We start from the raw sequence: 22,450 nt of genomic DNA, 5'->3' as shown, positions 1-22,450 counted from the left end.
CAAATAATCACTGTGTGAAGTGCGTGTACGCATCAAATACGCTTTCTTCTAACTGTGTAACATCAATCGCTTTTTCTTTTATGGAATGTTCATCAGTTTCATAAAGATCTGCTATTTCTTCAATTGATTTGTCTAAACCTAATCTTTCACTTGCTAGAAAATGATAGACTCCTGCCCAAAAGGATGTATTGTCTGGTTCTGGCGTGAATGGGTACCAAGCAAATAGATGAAGATTCCCAATTTGTTCAGCCATCTCCGCTAAGAGTGGGTCCTCATGTTCTAAATTTTTCTCGAGTTCAGCTCTAACCTTTATTGCAAAGGGTTGATTATTAACCGTTTCCAATTCATTAGGGATAATCGAGATCGTTCTATGAGCTTTTTCAATATGTACTGAATGTTCGCACTGTTTCATATGTAGGATTTCTAACGCAAAACTTCTAAGTAACCAATCTTTACTTGCATCTTCTATGTACATAATTAATGGCTCTATCGCATCATCAAATTGACGTTCCTTCAAATGCTGTAATGCCTTCCATTGGGCTTTCACGGAACCCTCGTCTAACTTACTTTTAAGCTCTGTTAACGGGGAAGATAGTTCAGGCACTTCTTCTTCAATATTTGCAAGTAATACCGAATCATCTATCATTTGTCTACTAAAATGAAGAAGTTGATAGAAAGACTCAGCAAATTGCGCCGGTACAGTATTTTCACTTAATACAGCTTCAAGCATATCCACTACTTCTTGATAATGACCAAGTTGAACAAGTAAGGAAATATGTACTTGAAGATTGTCGTAATAATCTCCTATCCCTTCATTAAGCAGGGCGCTTGTATGTGTAACGGCCTCTTTCAACCTGCCAAGCTCAACAAGGCTCAATACTTTTCCAAAGCGTACTTGCGGATGGTCTGGTTCATATTGTTCAGCTGTAAGAAAATGTTCGTAAGCACTCGTAGCATCTTTCGCTTTCAATGCATCCATACCTTTTTCAATCAAGCGCTTAACAAGACCTGGGTATAAGATAAGATTCGTATCCTTTTTATTTGTTTTTTTGCCGTCCATGGAATCGCTCCACTCTCTTTGACATGTTGCTTACTAGCTTTAACACATTCTGTTTAGTTATTCTTTTCAGTTTATCAGCTTGACACATGAATTACAACGAGAACCATTCATAGCAGTCATTTCTCGCCTTATTTGATATTACTTTTAACCAAAACTTCCTTTTTATCTTACCCTCAATCCAAAAAAAGCTAACCACTAAAAAAAAGAGAGAACATAGATGTCCTCCCCTTTAATACCTATTACATATCTTATACTGGCTGCCCTACTACTTTTTCTTCATATTTCTTGATTTTCTCATCATACTGAAGCGTCAGGCTGATCTCGTCCCAACCATTTAAAAGCATCTGCTTCCAATACGGATCGATTGCAAAACTAGTTTCAAAATCTTCAGCCTTAATCGTTTGATTCTCTAAGTCAACTGCTACTTTCAAGGTTTCTTTCTCGCCTTTTTGAAGCAATTGGTACACGTATTTCTCATCTAATCGGATCGGCAGCATACCATTTTTCAGGCAGTTATTATAGAAGATATCTGCGAAATTAGGAGCAATGATGACACGAAATCCATAATCATGTAAAGCCCAAGGAGCATGTTCACGCGATGAACCACATCCGAAATTATGACCTGCTACTAGAATGGTTGCTCCTTTAACATGAGGTTGATTAAGTTCAAACCCTTGATTTTCACTGCCATCTGCATTAAAGCGCCAGTCGTAAAATAAAAATTGACCAAAACCTGTACGCTCTACACGTTTTAGAAATTGCTTTGGAATAATTTGATCGGTATCGACATTGACACGATTAAGCGTTGCAACCGTTCCTTCATGTACTTTTATCGGTTCCATTTCCAATCCCCCTTATGATGTCATTGTTTTTTCTTCTTTTAATTGACGAACATCAACAAAATGACCCGCTAATGCTGTTGCTGCAGCCATTTCAGGACTGACCAAATGTGTTCTAGAACCTTTTCCTTGTCTTCCTTCAAAATTGCGGTTGGACGTAGACGCACAGCGTTCACCCTCAGGAACAAAATCAGGATTCATACTTAAGCACATACTACAACCAGACTCACGCCATTCAAAGCCGGCCTCTATAAATAGCTGGTCTAAGCCTTCTTCCTCTGCTTGTTTTTTTACCTTTTGTGAACCTGGTACAACTAAAGCCCGAACCCCACTAGCCACTTTTCTTCCCTTGATCACAGACGCCGCTGCGCGAAGATCACTTAATCTGGAATTTGTACAGGAACCTATAAAGACATGTTGGACACGTACATCTTGAATCGGTGTACCTGGTTTCAAATCCATATAATCTAGCGCTTGCTCAATCCCACGTTTATCAGCATCCGTCGTAGCTTCCTCCGGTGATGGGACTAATTTTGAAATTCCAATTCCTTGTGATGGGTTCGTTCCCCAAGTAACCATTGGTTCAATTTCACTTGCATCAATCGTAACGGTGCGATCATAAGTCGCTCCTTCATCTGTAGCTAGCGTACTCCAACGCTTTGTTAGCTCAGTAAATGCCTCTCCACTAGGGACATATTGACGCCCTTCTAGGTAATCAAACGTTACTTGATCAGGACTAATTAGACCTGCCTTTGCCCCTGCTTCTATTGACATATTACAGATTGTCATTCTTTCTTCCATCGTCATACCACGAATCGCATCACCAGTAAATTCAATAACGGATCCCGTTCCAACGTCTACTCCAAACTTAGCAATGATTGCAAGAATCACATCTTTTGCAGCGATCCCTTTCGCTAATTTTCCTATTATCTTCACTTCTAAGGTCTTTGGTTTAGATTGCCAAAGCGATTGTGTCGCAAGTACATGCTCAACCTCACTTGTACCAATACCAAATGCCAGCGCCCCAAAAGCACCATGAGTAGAAGTGTGACTATCTCCGCAAACAATCGTTTTCCCTGGTTGTGTGAGTCCAAGTTCTGGACCAATAACATGAACAATTCCATTTTCAGGATGTTCTAGGTCTACCACGTCAATACCAAATTCATCGCAATTTTTTTGTAATGTTTCAATCTGTGTTTTCGCAATTTGGTCGGTAATATTGTACCGGTCGACTGTTGGCACATTATGATCCATTGTTGCAAAGGTTAAATCTGGTCTTCTCACTTTTCGATTGTGGATGCGCAGGCCCTCAAATGCTTGAGGAGATGTCACTTCATGTACCATATGCAAGTCAATATAGAGCAAACTCGGCTTACCTTCCTCTTGTATCACTTCATGTTGATCCCAGATTTTCTCTATAATTGTTTTTGGGGTCATATGATTTCCCTCCCTTTTCGATTAGATCTTTGGATTAAAAGAGGGCAATGGACTGTTTCCACTGCACCCCTCCATTTTCTATACGCGAATAGAACTAAGTTGCTCGATAACTTCATTTGTCACTGCTTCAGTCGAATGATATTCAACCCCTGCACTTGCAAGGTCCGCTGTGCGGATACCTTTTTTTAGAACTGATTCAATCGCTTCATCCAAAGCTTCTGCTTCCTCTTCTAGACCGAATTCATATTTAAGCATCATCGCCAAAGAAGAAATCGTCGCTAATGGATTTGCTTTGTTCTCTCCAGCAATATCAGGAGCAGAACCGTGAATCGGCTCGTATAAGCTCGGTCCAATAGCAGAAAGACTAGCTGATGGTAACATTCCAAGAGATCCTGTTAACATTGAAGCTTCATCACTTAAAATGTCTCCAAACATGTTCTCTGTAACCATTACGTCAAAGTAAGTAGGTTGGCGAATTAATTGCATTGCTGCATTATCAACAAGCATATGCTCATAACTCACTTCTGGATATTCTTTAGCTACTTCGTCAACAACTTCTCTCCATAGGCGACTTGACTCTAGCACATTGGCTTTGTCTACAGAGGTGACCTTTTTCCTTCTTACTTGAGCTAGTTCAAACCCTTTGCGTACAATTCGTTCGATTTCTTTACGCGTATACGTAAGTGTGTCAATCGCTAGCTCTTCATCGTTGTCATATCTGCGCTCACGAGGTTCTCCGAAGTAGATACCTCCCGTTAATTCGCGAACAATGACAAAGTCGACTCCTTTTATTCGCTCAGGCTTTAAAGGAGATGCCTCAAGTAAACTTTCATAGCAAGTTACCGGCCTGAGGTTTGCAAATAATTGCAACGATTTACGTAGTTGTAGTAACCCTTTTTCCGGTCTCATATGACTTGGTAGCTGATCCCATTTTGGTCCACCAACAGCTCCTAATAAGATCGCGTCACTTTGTCTACATGTATCAAGCGTCCGTTGTGGAAGTGGTGTTTGATGCAGATCAATTGCTATTCCGCCAATATCTGCGTATCTATACTCAAATTGATGTTGATACTGCTCAGCAATTTGATCCAATACTTTTAAAGCTGCTTTCACTACTTCTGGTCCTATCCCATCTCCAGGAAGTACAGCAATTGTTTTTTTCATACTGACCCTCCTAGGCGTTCAATTGTTTCATTCGTTCTGCATTATAGGCACGACGGTTAATCGTACGGTTAATCGCATGGATGTATGCTTTAGCTGATGCTTCAAGGACATCATGCGCTGTTCCACGACCAGTCGATTCTACTCCGTCATATTGAATTTTCACAAATACTTCTGCTAGAGCATCTCGACCACCATTAATTGATTGAATTCGGTAATCTTCTAAAATAACCGGACCATCAATCATGCGCTCAAGTGTATTGTAAATGGCTTCAACACTACCAGAACCAGTGGCTGCTTCTTGTATCGTTCCTTCTGATGGAACATTTAGGGTAATCGTAGCTGTTGGGATATTATTCGTTCCATAATTTACTTGAAGAGCTTCTAACTCATAATGAGCAACCGCTTCTCCAACTGTTGCTTCAGTCATAAGAGCAAAAAGATCGTCTTCGGTAACATCTTTCTTCTTATCAGCTAAATCTTTGAACGCCTTGAAAATGGTTTGAAGTTGATCTTCCGTACCGTTAAATCCTAACTCAACAATCTTCTCTTTAAAGGCGTGGCGACCTGAATGCTTTCCAAGTACCATACGATTTGAAGAAACCCCAACAAGCTCTGGTGTGAAGATTTCATATGTTTCTTTATTCTTCAAGACACCGTCTTGGTGAATACCTGACTCATGAGCAAATGCATTAGCACCAACTACCGCTTTGTTACTCGGTACGATCATGCCTGTCAGCTTACTAACAAGTGAGCTACTACGCTTTATTTCTTTTAACGTCAATCCAGTATCCGCTTGATAGTGATCTTTTCGGATGTTAAGTGCCACCGCAATTTCTTCTAAAGAAGCATTGCCTGCGCGCTCTCCTATTCCATTCATCGTACACTCAACTTGACCTGCCCCATTTTGAATAGCCGCGAGTGAATTCGCCACTGCCATTCCAAGGTCGTCATGGTTATGAGTAGATAAAATAGCACGGTCAATATTTGGTACATTCTCTGTTAAATAACGGAACATATTTCCAATCTCATGAGGAGTGGTATAACCTACTGTATCCGGTAGATTAATAACCGTAGCTCCAGCATCAATTACAGCCTCAATGATTGTTGCTAAAAATGGAAGCTCTGAACGACTCGCATCTTCTGCTGACCACTGCACTTGTGGAAATTTCGCTTTCGCATATTTTACAGATTCTACTGCAGTGCGAACGACTTCATCAGGTGTCATTCGTAACTTATATGTCATATGAATGGGTGAAGTTGCTAAGAAAACATGGATGCGTGGTTCTGCACTATTTTTCAGCGCTTCCCATGCCACATCAATGTCATTTGTAACAGAACGTGCTAGCCCCGTTACAGAACTTCCTTTAACCGTGTTTGCAATAGCTTGAACAGACCTGAAATCACCTTGTGAGGAAGCTGGAAATCCAGCCTCCATCACATCTACTCCAAGCCTTTCAAGTTGTTTTGCAATCTCAAGTTTTTCTTCAAAGTTCAAATTGACGCCAGCCGATTGTTCGCCATCACGGAGCGTAGTATCGAAGACGTTAATTTTTCGCACTAGCTACCACTCCTTTTGCTTTTGGCTTAGCCTTTACAAATGGCATCATTTCACGAAGCTCACGACCTACCACTTCAATTGGGTGGTTCTTTTCAGATTCATTGATTGCATTGAATTCTGGACGGTTCACTTGGTTCTCAAGGATCCAGCCTTTTGCAAATTTCCCCGTTTGAATATCAGTTAATACCTTTTTCATTGCTTGCTTCGTTTCATCTGTAACGATCTGTGGACCAGCTACAAAATCTCCCCACTGTGCTGTATCAGAGATTGAGTAACGCATTCCTTCTAATCCACCCTCATACATCAAATCAACGATAAGTTTTAATTCATGTAAACACTCAAAGTATGCAACTTCAGGTTGGTAGCCAGCTTCTACTAGTGTTTCAAATCCAGCTTTCACAAGAGCTGTTGTACCACCACAAAGGACTGCTTGCTCCCCAAATAGATCAGTTTCTGTTTCTTCTTTAAATGTTGTCTCAAGTACACCTGCACGCGCTGAACCAATTTGCTTCGCATAAGCAAGAGCAATGTCTTTCGCTTCCCCTGTTGCATCTTGGTATACAGCAATTAATCCAGGTACTCCAGCTCCATCTTCGAATGTACGGCGAACTAAATGACCAGGTCCTTTAGGCGCTGCAAGGAAAACATCTACTGTTTCTGGAGGAACGATTTGATTAAAGTGAACATTGAATCCGTGAGCAAATGCTAATGCCTTACCAGGCGTTAATTCTGGCTCAATTTCTTCTTTATACACCTTTGGTTGATGCTCATCTGGAAGTAAGATCATGATTAAATCTGCTTGAGCTGCTGCTTCCCTTACTGTATAAACATTAAATCCATCCTCTTCAGCTTGCGACCAAGATTTACCTTTACGTAATCCAACTACTACATCTACTCCACTTTCACGCATGTTTAGTGCATGCGCGTGACCTTGTGAACCGTAACCGATTACTGCCACCTTTTTTCCGTTTAATACTGCCTCGTTTACATCACCGTTATAAAATACTTTTGCCATTTCTCATCTCTCCTCTGTTTTGGTTGATTTTTTCATTTATTAGTTAATTAAGGTTAAACGATAGGGATCAGTCAGTGGTTTTTTATGACCACGATTGAAAGCGGTAATTCCTGTACGAGCTAACTCTTTAATCCCGTACGGTCGAAGTAAATCAATGAATGCTTCGACCTTTGGATGATCACCAGTAATTTGAATGGTCATACTTTCACGCCCAACATCAAGGATCGATGCCCTGAATGGGTTGACCAAGGCTGCTATTTCACCCCTCTGACTAGGAGAGGCCACAATCTTAATTAAAGCAAGTTCTCTAGCCACAATGGCTTCATCTGTAATATCTTTCACTTTCAATACATCAACTTGTTTATTTAATTGTTTAATCACTTGTTCAACATTTTGCATCTGATCAGCATTTACAACAAATGTCATTCTTGAAATCGAAGGGTTTTCTGTAACCCCTACGGTAATGCTTTCAATGTTATAATGCCGTCTTGCAAACAAGCCGGTAATTCGATTCAGCACACCAGATGTATTGTTAACTAGGGCTGTGATCGTACGTTTCATGGCTTAACCCCCTCCATTTGGTGTTGTCCTTTACCTGGTGAAATCATTGGGTACACATTTTCTTCTTTTGCTACCCTACAATCCATTAATACAGGGCCAGGATAATCAAACATTTCCTTGAGTGATGCTTCAAGGTTTGAGAGTTGTTCTACTTTCATCCCCTTAACATCATAAGCCTCTGCAAGCTTGACAAAGTTTGGTTGGATCGGGAACAAAGAGTTAGAGTATCTCTCACCATGGAATAACTGTTGCCACTGTCTAACCATTCCAAGTGCAGCATTGTTTACAATCATGACTTTGATCGGTAAATTCAATTCTTGTAAGATCGACAACTCTTGAGCTGTCATTTGGAAACCAGCATCACCGATGATCGCTACAACCGGTTTGTCTGGTTTTGCAAATTGAGCACCAATCGCCGCCGGGAAACCGAATCCCATTGTTCCGAGTCCCCCTGAAGTAACCCACTGATTTGGATAGTTAAATTTATAAAACTGTGCTGACCACATTTGATGCTGACCTACATCTGTTGTAACAACGGCTTCTCCTTTTGTTACTTCATAAATCTTCTCAATTAAATGTTGAGGTTTAATCGTTTCACCATCTTGTTCATACCAAAGTGGATATTCCTCTTTCAATTCTCTGAGCCAACTCTTCCACTCATGATGATCACCACGTTTACCCTGTTCGTCCATTAACATTAACAACGCTTGTTTTGCATCTCCTACGACCGGGATTTCCGTCGGAACATTTTTCCCGATTTCAGCAGGATCAATATCAATATGTGCTACTTTTGCATGAGGTGCAAAATGAGCAAGGTTACCAGTTAAACGATCATCAAAGCGAGCACCGATACTAATTAAAAGATCAGCTTCGTGAAGAGCCATATTGGCTGTATAGGTTCCATGCATCCCAGCCATTCCTAAATGAAGATCATCTTCCCCTGGATAACTACCTAAACCAAGTAAAGTATTGACTACTGGAATTTGCTGTTGCTCTACATATGCTACAAGTTCATCTGACGCTTTAGCATGAAGGACTCCGGCTCCCGCTAAGATTACTGGCTTTTTAGAAGCAGTAACTGAGTCTACGACTTTACGGATTTGAAGTTTGTTTGGGATAACGGTTGGTTGATAACCTGGAAGATCAACATCTTTCTCATAATCAAACATCCCAGTTGCAAGTGATACATCTTTCGGAAGATCAATTAACACTGGACCTGGTCTTCCAGTCGTTGCAATATGGAAAGCCTCTTTTATAATGCGTGGTAATTCCTCAACCGAACGAACTTGATAGTTATGTTTTGTGATCGGCATTGTAATTCCAATCATGTCAGCTTCTTGAAAAGCATCTGTGCCAATGACTGTTGTTGCTACTTGCCCAGTAATGACGACAAGAGGAAGGGAATCAATCATTGCATCAGCAATGCCCGTTACGACATTCGTCGCTCCAGGACCAGACGTAACAATACATACTCCTGGTTTTCCTGATACTCTTGCATAACCTTCAGCAGCATGGATAGCTCCTTGCTCATGTCTTGCAAGAATGTGTCTGATACCCGTTTTGTAAATTTCATCGTAGGTTGGCAAGATTGCTCCACCTGGATAACCAAAAATGACATCTACATCCTCACAGGCTAAGGCTTTCATCAACATGCTAGAACCTGACATTTCTTCACCAGATGCGGTAGTTTGCTTTTCCATACTTTGCAACTTTGTGCTCACGTCTCTTCCTCCTCACAAGTTATCTTTTTGAGAACATTCTGTATTTTAAATGTGGAATCATGATCTAATTAATATTTTTCCAAATAAAAAAATCTTTCCACTCCACAACAAGCCGTCCTAATAACGACTGAAGGGGTGAAAAGATTTCTTTTCACGGTACCACCCTTGTTCGCTGAATTCGAATGAGTTCAGCCTCATGGACAAGCTATGCTTATCACGTTTTGGTAACGAGTGCTACAAACACTCGACCAACCCTAGTAGATTACTCGTTCAGGTTGACACTCGGAGGTGAGCTTCTTCATTAGAGCAACGCCGATTCTCAGCAATACGGCTCTCTGTAGTTGCTAGGTCTAATGAATACTTTTCCTCTTCTTCGTTTTAGTTATTAGATTTTCATAACCCCACCAGTATTAGCTGATGTAACAAGCTTTGCATAACGAGCAAGGTATCCTTTTTTCACTTTTGGTTCCGGTGCAACAAAGCCTTCTTTACGCTCCGCATGCTCCTCAGGTGTAACAAGCCATTCAAGTGTACGGTTCGTTAGATCGATACGAATCTTGTCACCATTTTCGATGAAAGCGATCGGACCACCTTCAGCAGCTTCTGGTGAGATATGACCGATTGAAATCCCACGAGAAGCACCAGAGAACCTGCCATCTGTAATCAGTGCAACTTTCGTGCCTAATCCTCTCCCAACAATAGAGGATGTTGGTGCAAGCATCTCAGGCATTCCTGGCCCACCTTTTGGACCTTCATAACGGATAACAACGACATGGCCTGCTTTCACTAAACCTTCGTCGATGCCTTTTTGAGCTTCCTCTTGGGAGTTGAAAATAATCGCTTCTCCTTCAAATACTTTAATCGAAGGATCAACTGCCCCTACTTTAATAACTGCACCATCTGGAGCGAGGTTACCATAAAGAATGGATAGACCACCTACCGGGCTATAAGGATTGTCCTGACGACGAATCACTTCATCATTTGTAATTTCTGCATCTTTCACATTTTCATATAGACTCTTACCTGTAATTGTAATTCGATCGGGATGAATCGCTCCATCGATATTACACAGTTCTTTCATAATAGCACTTACTCCACCAGCTTGGTGGACATCATCCATTGAATAATCAGATGCTGGGCTAATCTTAGATAAGTAAGGCACTCTTTCAGCAACTTTATTAATCCGATTTAAGTCGTACTCAATTTCAGCTTCATTTGCGATAGCCAATGTGTGTAAGACTGTATTGGTCGAACCGCCCATCGCCATATCTAAGGCAAATGCATCATCAATTGCTTCTTCAGTAATGATGTCACGAGGCTTGATATCTTTTTCAATTAAATTCATTAAATGCTTCGCTGCATCCTTAATCAACTGGTGGCGAGCTTCACTCGTAGCAACCATTGTGCCATTACCAGGTAATGCCACACCTAGCATTTCCATTAGGGAATTCATTGAATTGGCTGTGAACATTCCAGAACATGAACCACATGTTGGACAGGCGCTTTGTTCAATTTCTAATAGTTCTTCTCTTGACATGGCACCTGATGCAAATGCTCCAACTCCTTCAAAAACGGATGCTAATGAGAGGCTTTTTCCATCCTTTGTTCGTCCCGCTTCCATCGGACCCCCTGATACAAATACGGATGGTACATTCGTTCGAACGGAAGCCATTAACATTCCTGGTGTGATCTTGTCACAGTTAGGAATGTAGAACACCCCGTCAAACCAGTGTGCGTTTATAACTGTTTCAGCTGCATCACATATAATTTCTCTACTTGGTAGTGAGTAACGCATTCCAATGTGCCCCATTGCAATCCCATCATCAACACCGATTGTATTAAATTCAAATGGAATTCCCCCAGCATCTCGTATAGCCTGCTTTGCTACTTCTGCAAATTTATTGAGGTGCATATGGCCTGGAATAATATCAATATATGAATTACATACTCCGATAAACGGCTTATCCATTTCATCCTCACGAACACCTGCAGCTCTTAGTAGACTTCTGTGTGGCGCGCGATCGATGCCTTTTTTTATCATGTCACTTCTCATTTTATCGCCCCTAACTTCCTTGCTACTCCACTCCACTCCACTCCACTCAACTTCATCTATCTCTATACTAGTCTCAGCTAACCTCTACTTGATTTGATTCAGGATAAACTTTTTCTCCATCTTCTACGACTCGCTTACGAAACGCTTCGAGTAAACGGTTTGTTTCTTTTCCTGGCACTCCTTCACCAATGACTCTGCCATCTACTTTTACAACGGCAATGACTTCAGCTGCTGTACCTGTTAAGAACACTTCATCAGCAACATATACATCATGTCTTGTAAATGGCTCTTCTCTCATGTCATAACCTAGCTCATCAGCTAGCTCTATAATGGCGTTTCGAGTAATGCCTTCTAAGGCACCAATGTAACCAGGAGGTGTTAAGATTTTATTTCCTTTAACAATAAAGACATTATCCGCAGATCCTTCAGCGACATACCCTTGATCGTTTAACATCAACGCTTCGCTTACTCCTGCAAGACTTGCTTCTATTTTTACCAGGATGTTATTCAAATAATTCAGTGATTTAACTTTAGGACTGAGCACATCTGGTCGATTTCTTCTTGTTGCTACCGTGACAATTTCAAGTCCTGTCTTGTAGAGTTCTTTTGGAAATAACGCTAACTCTTCAGCAATTACAATAACTTGTGGAGTTGCACAAGATGCTGGGTCAAGTCCTAAATTTCCAACTCCTCTTGAAATCACTAAACGAATATATGCATTCTTTAGTTGGTTTTTTTGTAATGTTTGAACGACGATATCAGTCATCTCTTTTTTTGTGTGTGGTATTTCTAACATGATTGATTTAGCTGAATAATATAAGCGATCAAGGTGTTCGTCTAATCTAAAGACATTTCCATCATAAACTCGGATGCCTTCAAAAACACCGTCACCATATAGAAACCCATGATCATAAACAGACACTTTCGCTTCTTGTTTCAAAACAAATTGTCCATTTAAGTAAATCCACTGTTCACTCATGATGCTCACTCTCCTCAATGTCTCCAACCCGATTTCCTTCTCCAATAATCAATGAGAAAAAATCCATGAATGTATCTTTTCTGAGCGGACATTTGTTTTTCTATGTGATGGTTATTTGAGGTTTATAATACGCCCATTTTGGGAAGTGGTCAACCACTTTCCGTAAAATAATTTGACAATTTAGATTTATCCGAAATATTGAATACGCTTACACATTTACCTAGCCTACGTTTAGCCCATTTTAAAATCTTTTCCTTTTTATTAATAGAATCGAGTAAATGCGGAAAAGATATAATTGGGTGATGAAGATGAAACAACTAAAGCAACTGTTCCGCTTGGTTTACTTATCTAAACGCTTTCCTTTTGTTCGTCTTAGACAAAAACGAAAAGCATTATTAGTTTTAGTAACAGAAAATGAAGCCAATTGCCGAACACAAGCTGAAAAGGTCCTTTATGAAAAGTTACGAGAGTTAGGTTATTATCCCACCCCTCGCTATGAGGTTGGAGGCTTCACAATCAATATGGCTTTAGTTCCTTATCGACTGGCACTCATTGAAAAGACGAAAAATGTAGATGAAAAGAAGCTTAGTCGTTCTATGAGGAAAAAAGGTTGGAGTGTGTTGTACTATGAAGATGATAAAATCTTGGTTGATACACATGACTATTTAAGAGAAATCAAGCAACAAGCAAGACCAACAAAAAACGTCTCCGTTTAATTAAACGGAGACGTTACGTATGTAATATAGGAATGGCGTCCCAGGAGAGATTCGAACTCCCGACCGACGGCTTAGAAGGCCGTTGCTCTATCCTGCTGAGCTACTGGGACAAAGCGGGTGATGAGAATCGAACTCACATCATCAGCTTGGAAGGCTGAGGTTTTACCACTAAACTACACCCGCATGTTATTATGTGTTCGTCTATCAATTAAGTAACTGACGACGCTTATAACTATACCTAATATTTTTTAATGTGTCAATAACAATTATCATTTTTTTAATAACTATCTTTTTGGAAAGAAGGCAGAGTTATGCGCAGACTGCCTTCTTTTCAAAACCAAATCCCTTTTACCTAGAATAGTTTTCTGAAAGAGTATGCAACTCTTCTGCACTTTCTCTTTCATAAAAGCGCACATGTATAGTAGAGTCCGTTACTTCACAAATAACATACGTTTGCTCTTTAGGGCTTCTAGGTAGCCGGAAGCTACCAGGATTAATAAAAACAATCCCCTGCTCCTTAAAGCTTGTTGCCACATGGGAGTGTCCAAAACAGACAAGGTTAGCCCCTACCTCTTCTGCACGGTAGCTAAGGGGCACATGAGTCATTTTCACATTATAAAGATGTCCATGAGTAGCATAGACAACAAAAGAACCAAAAGTCTCAATTAAGTCTTCAGGGAAATCTGCGCCAAAATCGCAATTACCTTTAACCATTTTGATTCCCTCTAGTTCGATTGCATCCACTTGTAACTCGGAATCCCCACAATGGATCATTGCATCTACTTCATGCTGATGCCGCTTCACTAATTGAACGATCTCTTCGCCCCAACCATGGCTATCACTCATAATGAGAAGCTTCATGTAAATCCTCTCCCATCCTTTATCTATCTATTTCCACTTACTTATTAGTTGTTGTAATGCTTTCGCACGATGGCTGATCTCATTTTTTTCATTTGCTGTTAATTGCGCCATCGTTTTATCGAATGCAGGGAGAAACATAATAGGATCATAGCCAAATCCGTTCGTTCCAACCGGCTCACGCGCAATCACTCCTTCGCATGTGCCCTCAACGATAAAGGTGTTTTCTTGTGGTGAGGCTACAGCAATTGCACATACAAAACGAGCTGTTCGATCTTCACTCGGAATGTCTTGCATTTCTTTTAATACTTTTTCATTATTGGCAGCATCGCTTTTTGTCAATCCTGCATAGCGAGCTGAATATACTCCTGGACGCCCGTCTAGAGCATCGACGACTAACCCTGAATCATCCCCAATCACCACTTCATTCAAAGCTTTAGCTAATGTTTCTGCTTTAATGGATGCATTTTCTGCAAACGTTTCCCCAATTTCTTCAATATCAGGGATATCTTTATAATCAAGCAGAGATTTCACTTCATATCCGTCTTTTGCAAACATTTGCTCAAACTCTCGCACTTTTCCTTTGTTTTTAGTAGCAATAATGATTTGCTTGCTCATGTTAATTCATCCTTTTTTATATGTATCGATCTTCTCACTCACAGCCCCTATAGCTGCTTTTTGATGATGTATTAGTTGATCTATTCCATGCTCCGCTAAATTGAGAATTTGATTAAGTTGCTCTCTAGAAAATGTCGCTTCTTCACCTGTTCCTTGAAGCTCAACAAATTCATGCGAACCAGTCATCACTACATTCATATCCACTTCTGCTGCAGCATCTTCTACATAACATAAATCCAATATTTCTCCGTGAGTCGGTTCTACTCCGACAGATACGGCTGCTAAATAGTCTTTAATCGGCCATTTTTTAATTTTTCCATTTTCAACTGCTTTTTCAACTGCTAATGTCAAGGCCACAAATGCACCTGTTATCGATGCTGTTCTCGTTCCTCCATCAGCTTGGATCACATCACAATCAACCCAAATCGTACGTTCTCCGAGCAAGTCTAGATCAAGAATCGATCTTAGTGAACGACCAATCAAACGCTGAATCTCCATAGTCCTGCCTGTTACTTTCCCTTTAGAAGATTCTCGGATTGTACGTTGTTCCGTTGCTCTAGGTAACATAGAGTATTCAGCTGTTATCCAACCCTTCCCTTGCCCTCGCATAAACGGTGGCACTCTCTCTTCAATACTCGCTGTACAGATTACTTTCGTATCTCCCATTGAAATGAGGACTGAACCTTCTGGATGCTTTAGGTATTGAGTGTCTAATTGTATCGGTCTTAATTCATTTACTTGTCTACCGTCTTGTCTCATGGTCAATTCCTCCTCCACAATATCATAACATCTATCCACTTCTAGAATCACACAAAAACCACTCTTATATCCATCTTTCCCAAAATCCTTCCTCAAATAAAAAGAGATAGTCAAATGACCATCTCTCCTCACCTTATCTAAAAGCTGCCGGTATTCACTAATTCTGGTCTTGAAACCGGTTGAGTCATTTGTCCGGATTCATGAAGAATATTTGCCTCACCATTTACTTGCACGGCTACTTGTTCCACACCCTCTTGCTCAGTCAATGTAAGAGCTAGCATATTCAAAGCTGTATCTGAAACTGCCTTTGCGTCTAATTGACTTAACAACGATTCATTAAAATTTAACGTAACCACTCCATTTTCATAGATAGGATCGGATAATAGTTGTACACCATTTCTAAAGTCCGTTAATAAATTTGATTTAAAGGATGGTCCTTGAAGAAGTTCTTCAACTGCAACTTTGACAGAATCTTCTTCCATCCCAACTCGACGAGTAACAGGCACATAATACGTATTCTCACCCTTTTGATCTAAAAAATATAGTGTCACACTTTTACTATTCACCATGTCTACTACACCATTAGACTCTAAGTTAATTCCATTAGCACGACTAACTCCATCACCAATAGGTGTACCATTTTGCGGCATCATCTCTTGATCATATCCATTAATTCTAAGCTTTACTTTTTCAACCGTATCGAATTGAGTAAGCGTCCATGTAATCGCTTGAAGAATTTGTTGTTCTTCGGATGGATCATATTCTTTGAACTCATTTGAAAAGTCGGCAATGGCCACACCATCATTTAAGTGAACATCCACTTCTGTACCAGCAGGAAGAACGGCTTTAAACCCATTTGGTAATAGCTCTGTTACAGGGCCACCTTCAACTAAATATTGAAGCGATTGCTTTAATACACTTTCAGTTTTAGGTAACGAGAGCGTCTGAGGCACAACTAAACCATTCTCATCAATAAGATATAATTCACGTTGTACATCTTCAACAACAGCCTCAGTGCCTTCTCCCTCTCCCTCTTCACCTTTTTCTGGTGCCTCTGCTTCTTGTTCTTCCCCTTCACTTACATCCTCTTCTTCATCTAAGTCCAGAGATTCTCCCTCATCTACATAACTAACAGGTGGCGCATCCATCTCTGTTGTTGCCTCATTACCCCCAAACGAACACCCTGTAGCTACGAGTGTAGATAACACGAGCACAGGAACCCCTCTACGAAACATCTTACGCATTGTTTCCCCTCCTAATAAAAGATGGTTTGTACTACATGTATACGAGCTCAATCGAAGTTTAGACCACTTGTCTACAAATAATTACAAGCACATATAAAAAAACCACCTAACGTCATGTTAGATGGTCTCTTGTTTTCCTAATAGAATGGACTCAACCTGTCCAATGTCCATTTCTAGCCATTTGTCCGCTAATACCTTGAACTGTTCGTGATCACCAGTTGTAAAGAAACGGTGAGTAGGCTTACGTTTATCAGTAAATAACAAGTTATTGTGGTACAACAATCCGCTTACTTCCCTAGCCGTCTCATCCCCTGAAGAAATCAGTTGTATGTTTGAGCCGATTTGCTTTTGGATCGTATTTTTTAATAACGGATAATGTGTACACCCTAAAATTAATGTATCAAACCCTTTTCCTTTTAGCGGTTCTAAGGTTTCTTTAACAATGAGATTAGCCTCAACCCCGTCAAACACCCCACGCTCCACTAAAGGAACAAAAGGAGGGCAAGCTAAGCTTTCCACTTCAACTTCATTGTTAATTGATTTAAGGGCTTTTTCATACGCTCCACTTTCAATGGTCCCAGCTGTCCCGATTACTGCCACGTGATCCTTTTTCGTCACTTTAAGAGCGCTTGTGGCACCTGGATGAACGACTCCAACCACAGGAATAGAAAGCTCTTGTTTAACTTCCTCTAACACAACAGCTGTAGCTGTATTACAGGCAATGACAAGCATCTTCATATTTTCATCTACTAACCGATCAATCATTTCCCATGTAAACGCTCTAACTTCCTCAGTCGTCCTTGGGCCATATGGGCAACGTGCTGAATCGCCAATGTAGACAATCTCCTCTTTTGGTAACTGTCTCATTAACTCTTTTGCTACGGTTAACCCGCCTAATCCAGAATCAATAACTCCTATAGGTCTATCCACTATGTCTCCCTCAATTTCTACGGTGTTCTTAACACATTAAACTTTCGCTTTCATTTCCTCATGTAAAACGTGTAAGCTCTTTTCTAGAAAGTCTACTTCCTCTTGTGAGAAGTTAGCTAATATATTCTCTAAATACTCTTGTCTCTTATTAATCACTTCATTAATGATCGTCGTTCCTTTTTCTAGTAAATGAATTCGAACAACACGACGATCGTTCTTATCCTTTACACGTTCTACGAGTTCATTCTTCTCCATCCGATCAACTAAATCAGTTGTGGTACTACATGCCAAGTACATTTTAGTAGATAATTCTCCTATTGTCATATCACCATATTCGTTTAACCATTGTAATGCGACAAATTGTGGTGGAGTAATCGGAAATTGGGTCAGAATTTCTCGTCCCTTCTGCTTTACCATTTCTGAAACTCTACGTAAAGAGCGCTCAATTTGTTCAATTTGTTGATGATCCATCTATTGTACCTCCGTTTATTAAACGTGATTTCGTCTCGATCGTCCAGACGATAATCGTCCTATTTTTATCAATTAAATAATCATATAATAAATTCAAAACGCTCCACATGCACCATTTTAAGTGTTGATAACTGTACCTTATTTCATCATTGTCCCTGTTTTCTTAGGGAATTGCAAGCTTTGATCTGACTGTTACGAGAAATGACAAATGAACGCAACCAAAAAAAGAGTAACCGTTCTAAACGGTTACTCTTTACTATTTTAAGCTTTTACAAACGCTTTTCTTACTTGTTCTTCTACTTCATCTGCAGTATCTAAATTAAGCATCTCTTCAGCAAATGTTGTAAGTTCTTCTTTCGAAAGGTCAAGCAATTGGCTTCTAGCAGGCAAGATCGAAGTGGCACTCATGCTAAATTCATCTAAACCTAGACCTAGTAATAATGGAATCGCAATCTCGTCTCCAGCCATCTCGCCACACATACCAGCCCATTTTCCTTCTTTATGAGCAGCTTTTATCACCATGTTAACAAGGCGTAAAATAGCAGGGTGGTATGGTTGGTATAAATAAGAAACTCTTTCATTCATTCGATCTGCTGCCATCGTGTATTGGATTAAATCATTTGTTCCGATACTAAAGAAGTCAACTTCTTTAGCGAAACGATCGGCAGCCACTGCTGTTGATGGAATTTCAACCATAATCCCAACTTCCATGTCATTTGAAACTTCTACACCTTCTGCTACAAGCTTCTCTTTCTCTTCAGCTAAGAGGACTTTCGCTTGGCGTAACTCTTCAAGCGTCGCAATCATTGGGAACATAATTTTCAGTTGCCCGTATGAGCTAGCTCGTAATAATGCACGAAGTTGAGTACGGAACATATCATCTTTTTCTAAACAAAGACGAATCGCACGATAGCCTAGAAATGGATTCATTTCTTTTGGTAAATCAAGATAAGGAAGTTCTTTATCGCCACCAATATCAAGGGTACGTATCACAACTGGCTTACCTTCCATACGCTCAACAACTTCTTTATACGCTTCAAACTGCTCATCTTCAGTTGGAAGAGCATCTCTTCCCATATAAAGAAACTCTGTACGGTAAAGACCAATACCTTCAGCTCCGTTATTGATTACACCTTCAAGATCTTTCGGCGTACCAATATTTGCAGCAAGTTCAACATGATGACCGTCTTTTGTCGTTGAGGTTTCATTAACAAGTTTAGCCCATTCTTCTTTTTGCTTTTGGAAATCAGCTTTTTTCTTTTCATATGTAGCTAATTCATCAGAAGATGGATTAATGATAACATCTCCGTCAATTCCATCAACGATGATCATCATACCCGTTTCGATTTTAGCTGTTACTTCTTTTGCTCCAACAACAGCCGGAATCTCAAGAGAACGGGACATAATCGCTGAGTGAGATGTTCTTCCTCCGATATCAGTTGCAAACCCTTTAATAAAAACAGGGTTTAATTGAGCAGTATCTGAGGGTGTTAAGTCTTCAGCGATGACAATCGTTTCTTCTGAAATAGTAGCTAGTGATTGCGCTTCAATACCTAATAAATGACCTAAAACACGTTTAGAAACATCACGAATATCCGAGGCACGTTCTTTCATATATTCGTTATCCATGTTCTCAAACATTGAAATAAACATATTAGCAATTTCATTTAATGCGTATTCTGCATTTTGTTTTTCATCGTTAATTTTACCTTTTACTGCATCTACAAGCTCAGGGTCGCTTAGGACAAGTAAATGTGCAGCAAAAATTTCGGCTTTATCCGCACCAAGTTCAGCTTCTGTTTTGTCTTTAATAACAGCAAGTTCTTCTTTAGACTTCGCTAAAGCTGAATCAAAACGATCTACTTCTTCTTTTGTATCTGCTACTTCTTTCAATTCAATCTCAAAGTTAGGCTCTACGTGTACAAAAGCTTTTGCAATTGCAACACCACTTGATGCAGCAATTCCAGTCAATTTTTGTGACATTATTCTCCTAACCCTTCTTTAATTACATCTTCAATCGCTTGAAGAGCTTCATCAGCGTCTGACCCCTCAGCTTTGATTGTTACTTCCGCACCTTGTCCAACTCCAAGTGACATTACACCCATGATTGATTTTAGGTTCACAGATTTTCCTTTGTATTCAAGTGTTACGTCAGAAGAAAATTGACCTGCTTTGTTTACTAACTGTGTTGCCGGACGAGCATGAATTCCTGTTTCTGCTGTAATCTTAAATGTTTTTTCTGCCATTTTTCATCAACCTCTTTCGTTTATTTTAGAATAGAGTAAACAGCTATATAGAGAAGTTCACCTATTCAGTATTAATAAATGTTCCCTACTTTTTGCTTCCCTGTAATAATTATGAAAACGGTTTAAAGGTTTTCCTACAAAAAACAGGCATCAGTAAAGAAACGCACATGATGAAAACATGAAGTACACTTGTATCGTACCCCATTTAACCCTCATATACACTTCCGTACTCATGCCTGATCTTGTCAGTAACACGTAATCTAAGTGCAACCCTTATTTATACTTTATAAGCTTTTTTAAGTAGAACACCATATCTGGAACTTGTTCAACTTTATAGGAGGTTGAGAATCTAGTATTTAAGACCTCAATCAACTCAATAGTGATAGTATAGCATAACTCAAATTCTTCTTTCAACAAATGTGCAAGTTTGTCTGATGTTTGAATCATTTCTTTTTTTCTAAATCGATCAATAAGTTCACACAAAAAACTTACTAGACGCATATACTCAACTGAGCGCCTATTCAACTCAATATGGGCGTTTCTTTCAATCATGAACACTAAATCTGAAATTAATTGTGGATGTTCATTCATTTCAGCAATGGGTTGATTAGAAGAAGCACTATAAATATGAAGGGCCACAAAGCCAATCTCAGCTTCTGGAAGCTCTACATCTAGATGTTCATTTAATAGGTGAACTGCTTTTCTTGCAAGGTGAAATTCTTCTGGGAACATGAGCTCCGTTTCAGTCAGAAAAGGATTCGGTATATCAATGCCCTGTTCGATTCGCCTTATCGCAAATTGAATATGATCTGTCATAGCAAGATGAATCCTTTGGTGAAGTGGTTCTTTAAGTTCAGCTTGAATCATCCTAACAACTTTTTCCATTGTGACAATTAAAGATTCATCTACATCGTTTAATAATAACTTATATTGTTCTTGCTCCTTTTGATTAGCTAGAACAAATAATTTATCAATGGAGCCAGAATGTATTTCCTGACCACGTTTTCGACCAAAGCCGATTCCTTTCCCAATGACAATTACTTCATTCAGATCAGGTTTAGTCGCTATCACTACATTATTATTTACTACTTTTTCTATGCGGAACGGTCCCTTCATACAGCAACCCTCTTTGTCAAAACTCATTTCCTATCCATCATAGCTGAATAAGTAAAATGTAGTCAATATTTACCCTCATACATATAATACTTTAATAATCCTTAAATTATGCTCACATGTTCGTTACCTTCTACATATACTATCAAGACTAAAGCCCTTCAACAATGGGATTGAGTTACCCAAATTCGCTCTTAGCCCGAGCAAGAAGGAGTGAACTCATTGAAAGGAGCAGAATTCGGACCTAAACCATTACTTACGAAAAGGGAACGAGAAGTATTCGAACTACTTGTTCAAGATAAGACCACAAGAGAAATCGCACAAGAACTTTTCATAAGTGAGAAAACAGTACGAAATCACATTTCTAATACGATGCAAAAGTTGGGGGTTAAGGGGCGCTCTCAAGCTGTTATTGAACTAATTAGACTAGGTGAAATTGAAATTTAACTAGCATAGAAATACCATGTGACAGCCTTCTAGTCAGCTTACCTCCATCTTAGGAGATAAGCTGACTTTTACTTTTATAAGAAGACTGATTTTACGCTACTTACAACTCACTTATTACATGTCCATTTAAAGCTTGGCGCATTTCTTCATTCCATGGGACTGCATTTCCACTCTCTTTACCCACTTGAACAATTGTTCCTCTTCCAGTTAAACAAACTTCGCCTAATTGATTTTCTACAAGATAATGGAGATCAAGAGATGAGCTGCCTAACTTTTCTACTTTCACATGTACCGATAGCATTTCATCAAATTTTATCTGCCTAACATAGTCACACTGCAGATCAGCAGCCACAATCATTGTCTCAAAATCTTGGCTCGCCCATTTCTGCATTAATCCGAGTGAACTAAAATACTCCAATCTCGCATCCTCAAAATAGACAAGAGCATTTTTATTATTCACATGACCAAACGCATCCGTTTCCGAAAAACGTACACGAATAGCTTTTGAAAAAGTAAATCCTTCTTTCCATCTTTCAAAATCACTAATATAAGTTGGTAATCTCATTGTTTTTCCCTCACTTTTTAATATGTAAAAAAGCTCACCCTCTTCACATCTATTTCCATCGCTCTAGATGATAGAACGAGAAAATAAAAATGGTAA

Annotated in this window: 22 protein-coding genes, 2 tRNA genes and 1 other annotated feature; of the genes, 2 read left to right on the top strand and 22 right to left on the bottom strand. The window is 39.7% G+C overall.

Annotated features, from left to right (window positions below; translation table 11 throughout):
* Positions 1 to 7 precede the first annotated feature (7 nt).
* The 10 genes from RYX56_RS10840 to ilvE form a co-directional block, all read right to left on the bottom strand.
* On the bottom strand, positions 8 to 1,060 hold the full coding sequence (locus RYX56_RS10840) for a tetratricopeptide repeat protein (protein ID WP_317122071.1): 1,053 nt from the start codon (positions 1,058 to 1,060) through the stop codon (positions 8 to 10).
* A 248-nt stretch (positions 1,061 to 1,308) separates the two neighbouring features.
* Complete coding sequence (gene leuD / locus RYX56_RS10835) at positions 1,309 to 1,902, bottom strand: 3-isopropylmalate dehydratase small subunit (RefSeq protein WP_317122070.1); 594 nt, start codon at positions 1,900 to 1,902, stop codon at positions 1,309 to 1,311.
* Between the two features lie 12 nt (positions 1,903 to 1,914).
* Positions 1,915 to 3,336, bottom strand: a complete 1,422-nt coding sequence (gene leuC, locus RYX56_RS10830) for a 3-isopropylmalate dehydratase large subunit (protein WP_317122069.1) — start codon at positions 3,334 to 3,336, stop codon at positions 1,915 to 1,917.
* 78 nt (positions 3,337 to 3,414) lie between these two features.
* Positions 3,415 to 4,500 (bottom strand): 3-isopropylmalate dehydrogenase, encoded by a 1,086-nt coding sequence (gene leuB / locus RYX56_RS10825; RefSeq protein WP_317122068.1) that lies wholly within the window; start codon positions 4,498 to 4,500, stop codon positions 3,415 to 3,417.
* A 10-nt stretch (positions 4,501 to 4,510) separates the two neighbouring features.
* The gene (locus tag RYX56_RS10820) at positions 4,511 to 6,058 is read right to left on the bottom strand and encodes a 2-isopropylmalate synthase (protein WP_317122067.1); all 1,548 of its coding nucleotides are present in this window, start codon (positions 6,056 to 6,058) and stop codon (positions 4,511 to 4,513) included.
* The gene (gene ilvC / locus RYX56_RS10815) at positions 6,045 to 7,073 is read right to left on the bottom strand and encodes a ketol-acid reductoisomerase (protein WP_317122066.1); all 1,029 of its coding nucleotides are present in this window, start codon (positions 7,071 to 7,073) and stop codon (positions 6,045 to 6,047) included. Before ilvC ends, RYX56_RS10820 begins: the two co-directional genes overlap by 14 nt.
* A gap of 39 nt (positions 7,074 to 7,112) precedes the next feature.
* Entirely contained in the window at positions 7,113 to 7,634 is a 522-nt protein-coding gene (gene ilvN / locus RYX56_RS10810) for an acetolactate synthase small subunit (RefSeq protein WP_317122065.1), read from the bottom strand.
* Complete coding sequence (ilvB, locus tag RYX56_RS10805) at positions 7,631 to 9,334, bottom strand: acetolactate synthase large subunit (RefSeq protein ID WP_317122379.1); 1,704 nt, start codon at positions 9,332 to 9,334, stop codon at positions 7,631 to 7,633. The genes ilvN and ilvB overlap by 4 nt, the downstream gene beginning before the upstream one ends.
* A gap of 149 nt (positions 9,335 to 9,483) precedes the next feature.
* Positions 9,484 to 9,738, bottom strand: a binding site (T-box leader).
* Between the two features lie 2 nt (positions 9,739 to 9,740).
* A complete protein-coding gene (gene ilvD, locus RYX56_RS10800) occupies positions 9,741 to 11,408 on the bottom strand; it encodes a dihydroxy-acid dehydratase (protein ID WP_317122064.1) in 1,668 nt (555 codons plus the stop codon).
* 73 nt (positions 11,409 to 11,481) lie between these two features.
* The gene (gene ilvE, locus RYX56_RS10795; RefSeq protein ID WP_317122063.1) at positions 11,482 to 12,387 is read right to left on the bottom strand and encodes a branched-chain-amino-acid transaminase; all 906 of its coding nucleotides are present in this window, start codon (positions 12,385 to 12,387) and stop codon (positions 11,482 to 11,484) included.
* A 308-nt stretch (positions 12,388 to 12,695) separates the two neighbouring features.
* Here ilvE and RYX56_RS10790 point away from each other — a divergent pair, with 308 nt between their 5' ends.
* Complete coding sequence (locus RYX56_RS10790) at positions 12,696 to 13,103, top strand: putative endonuclease domain-containing protein (protein ID WP_317122062.1); 408 nt, start codon at positions 12,696 to 12,698, stop codon at positions 13,101 to 13,103.
* A 33-nt stretch (positions 13,104 to 13,136) separates the two neighbouring features.
* On the opposite strand, the gene RYX56_RS10785 is transcribed toward RYX56_RS10790, so the two are convergent.
* From RYX56_RS10785 to RYX56_RS10735, 11 genes are all read right to left on the bottom strand, one after another.
* Positions 13,137 to 13,213, bottom strand: a tRNA-Arg gene (locus RYX56_RS10785).
* Between the two features lie 2 nt (positions 13,214 to 13,215).
* Positions 13,216 to 13,286: transfer RNA gene (locus tag RYX56_RS10780), tRNA-Gly, on the bottom strand.
* A 165-nt stretch (positions 13,287 to 13,451) separates the two neighbouring features.
* Complete coding sequence (locus tag RYX56_RS10775; RefSeq protein ID WP_317122061.1) at positions 13,452 to 13,964, bottom strand: metallophosphoesterase family protein; 513 nt, start codon at positions 13,962 to 13,964, stop codon at positions 13,452 to 13,454.
* 27 nt (positions 13,965 to 13,991) lie between these two features.
* Positions 13,992 to 14,579, bottom strand: coding sequence for an XTP/dITP diphosphatase (locus tag RYX56_RS10770; RefSeq protein WP_317122060.1), 588 nt, complete (start codon positions 14,577 to 14,579; stop codon positions 13,992 to 13,994).
* Positions 14,580 to 14,585: 6 nt separating this feature from the next.
* Positions 14,586 to 15,338: a ribonuclease PH gene (rph, locus tag RYX56_RS10765; RefSeq protein WP_317122059.1), complete on the bottom strand. Its 753-nt coding sequence runs from the start codon at positions 15,336 to 15,338 to the stop codon at positions 14,586 to 14,588.
* A 137-nt stretch (positions 15,339 to 15,475) separates the two neighbouring features.
* Positions 15,476 to 16,582, bottom strand: a complete 1,107-nt coding sequence (locus RYX56_RS10760) for a GerMN domain-containing protein (RefSeq protein WP_317122058.1) — start codon at positions 16,580 to 16,582, stop codon at positions 15,476 to 15,478.
* 117 nt (positions 16,583 to 16,699) lie between these two features.
* Complete coding sequence (gene racE / locus RYX56_RS10755; RefSeq protein ID WP_317122057.1) at positions 16,700 to 17,512, bottom strand: glutamate racemase; 813 nt, start codon at positions 17,510 to 17,512, stop codon at positions 16,700 to 16,702.
* 36 nt (positions 17,513 to 17,548) lie between these two features.
* A complete protein-coding gene (locus tag RYX56_RS10750; protein ID WP_317122056.1) occupies positions 17,549 to 17,983 on the bottom strand; it encodes a MarR family winged helix-turn-helix transcriptional regulator in 435 nt (144 codons plus the stop codon).
* A gap of 261 nt (positions 17,984 to 18,244) precedes the next feature.
* Positions 18,245 to 19,966, bottom strand: coding sequence for a phosphoenolpyruvate--protein phosphotransferase (ptsP, locus tag RYX56_RS10745; protein ID WP_317122055.1), 1,722 nt, complete (start codon positions 19,964 to 19,966; stop codon positions 18,245 to 18,247).
* Positions 19,966 to 20,229, bottom strand: a complete 264-nt coding sequence (locus RYX56_RS10740) for a phosphocarrier protein HPr (protein WP_012959961.1) — start codon at positions 20,227 to 20,229, stop codon at positions 19,966 to 19,968. The genes ptsP and RYX56_RS10740 overlap by 1 nt, the downstream gene beginning before the upstream one ends.
* Positions 20,230 to 20,502: 273 nt before the next feature.
* Positions 20,503 to 21,345, bottom strand: a complete 843-nt coding sequence (locus RYX56_RS10735; protein ID WP_317122054.1) for a PRD domain-containing protein — start codon at positions 21,343 to 21,345, stop codon at positions 20,503 to 20,505.
* 219 nt (positions 21,346 to 21,564) lie between these two features.
* Between RYX56_RS10735 and RYX56_RS10730 the strand changes: the two genes are divergently transcribed.
* Complete coding sequence (locus RYX56_RS10730; protein WP_012959963.1) at positions 21,565 to 21,789, top strand: helix-turn-helix domain-containing protein; 225 nt, start codon at positions 21,565 to 21,567, stop codon at positions 21,787 to 21,789.
* Between the two features lie 100 nt (positions 21,790 to 21,889).
* On the opposite strand, the gene RYX56_RS10725 is transcribed toward RYX56_RS10730, so the two are convergent.
* Positions 21,890 to 22,354, bottom strand: a complete 465-nt coding sequence (locus tag RYX56_RS10725) for an acyl-CoA thioesterase (protein WP_317122053.1) — start codon at positions 22,352 to 22,354, stop codon at positions 21,890 to 21,892.
* Positions 22,355 to 22,450 lie beyond the last annotated feature (96 nt).

Source organism: Alkalihalophilus lindianensis (genome assembly GCF_032843265.1).
Taxonomy (GTDB): Bacteria; Bacillota; Bacilli; order Bacillales; family Bacillaceae_D; genus Alkalihalophilus; species Alkalihalophilus lindianensis.
This window is presented reverse-complemented; position numbering and strand designations above follow the sequence as displayed.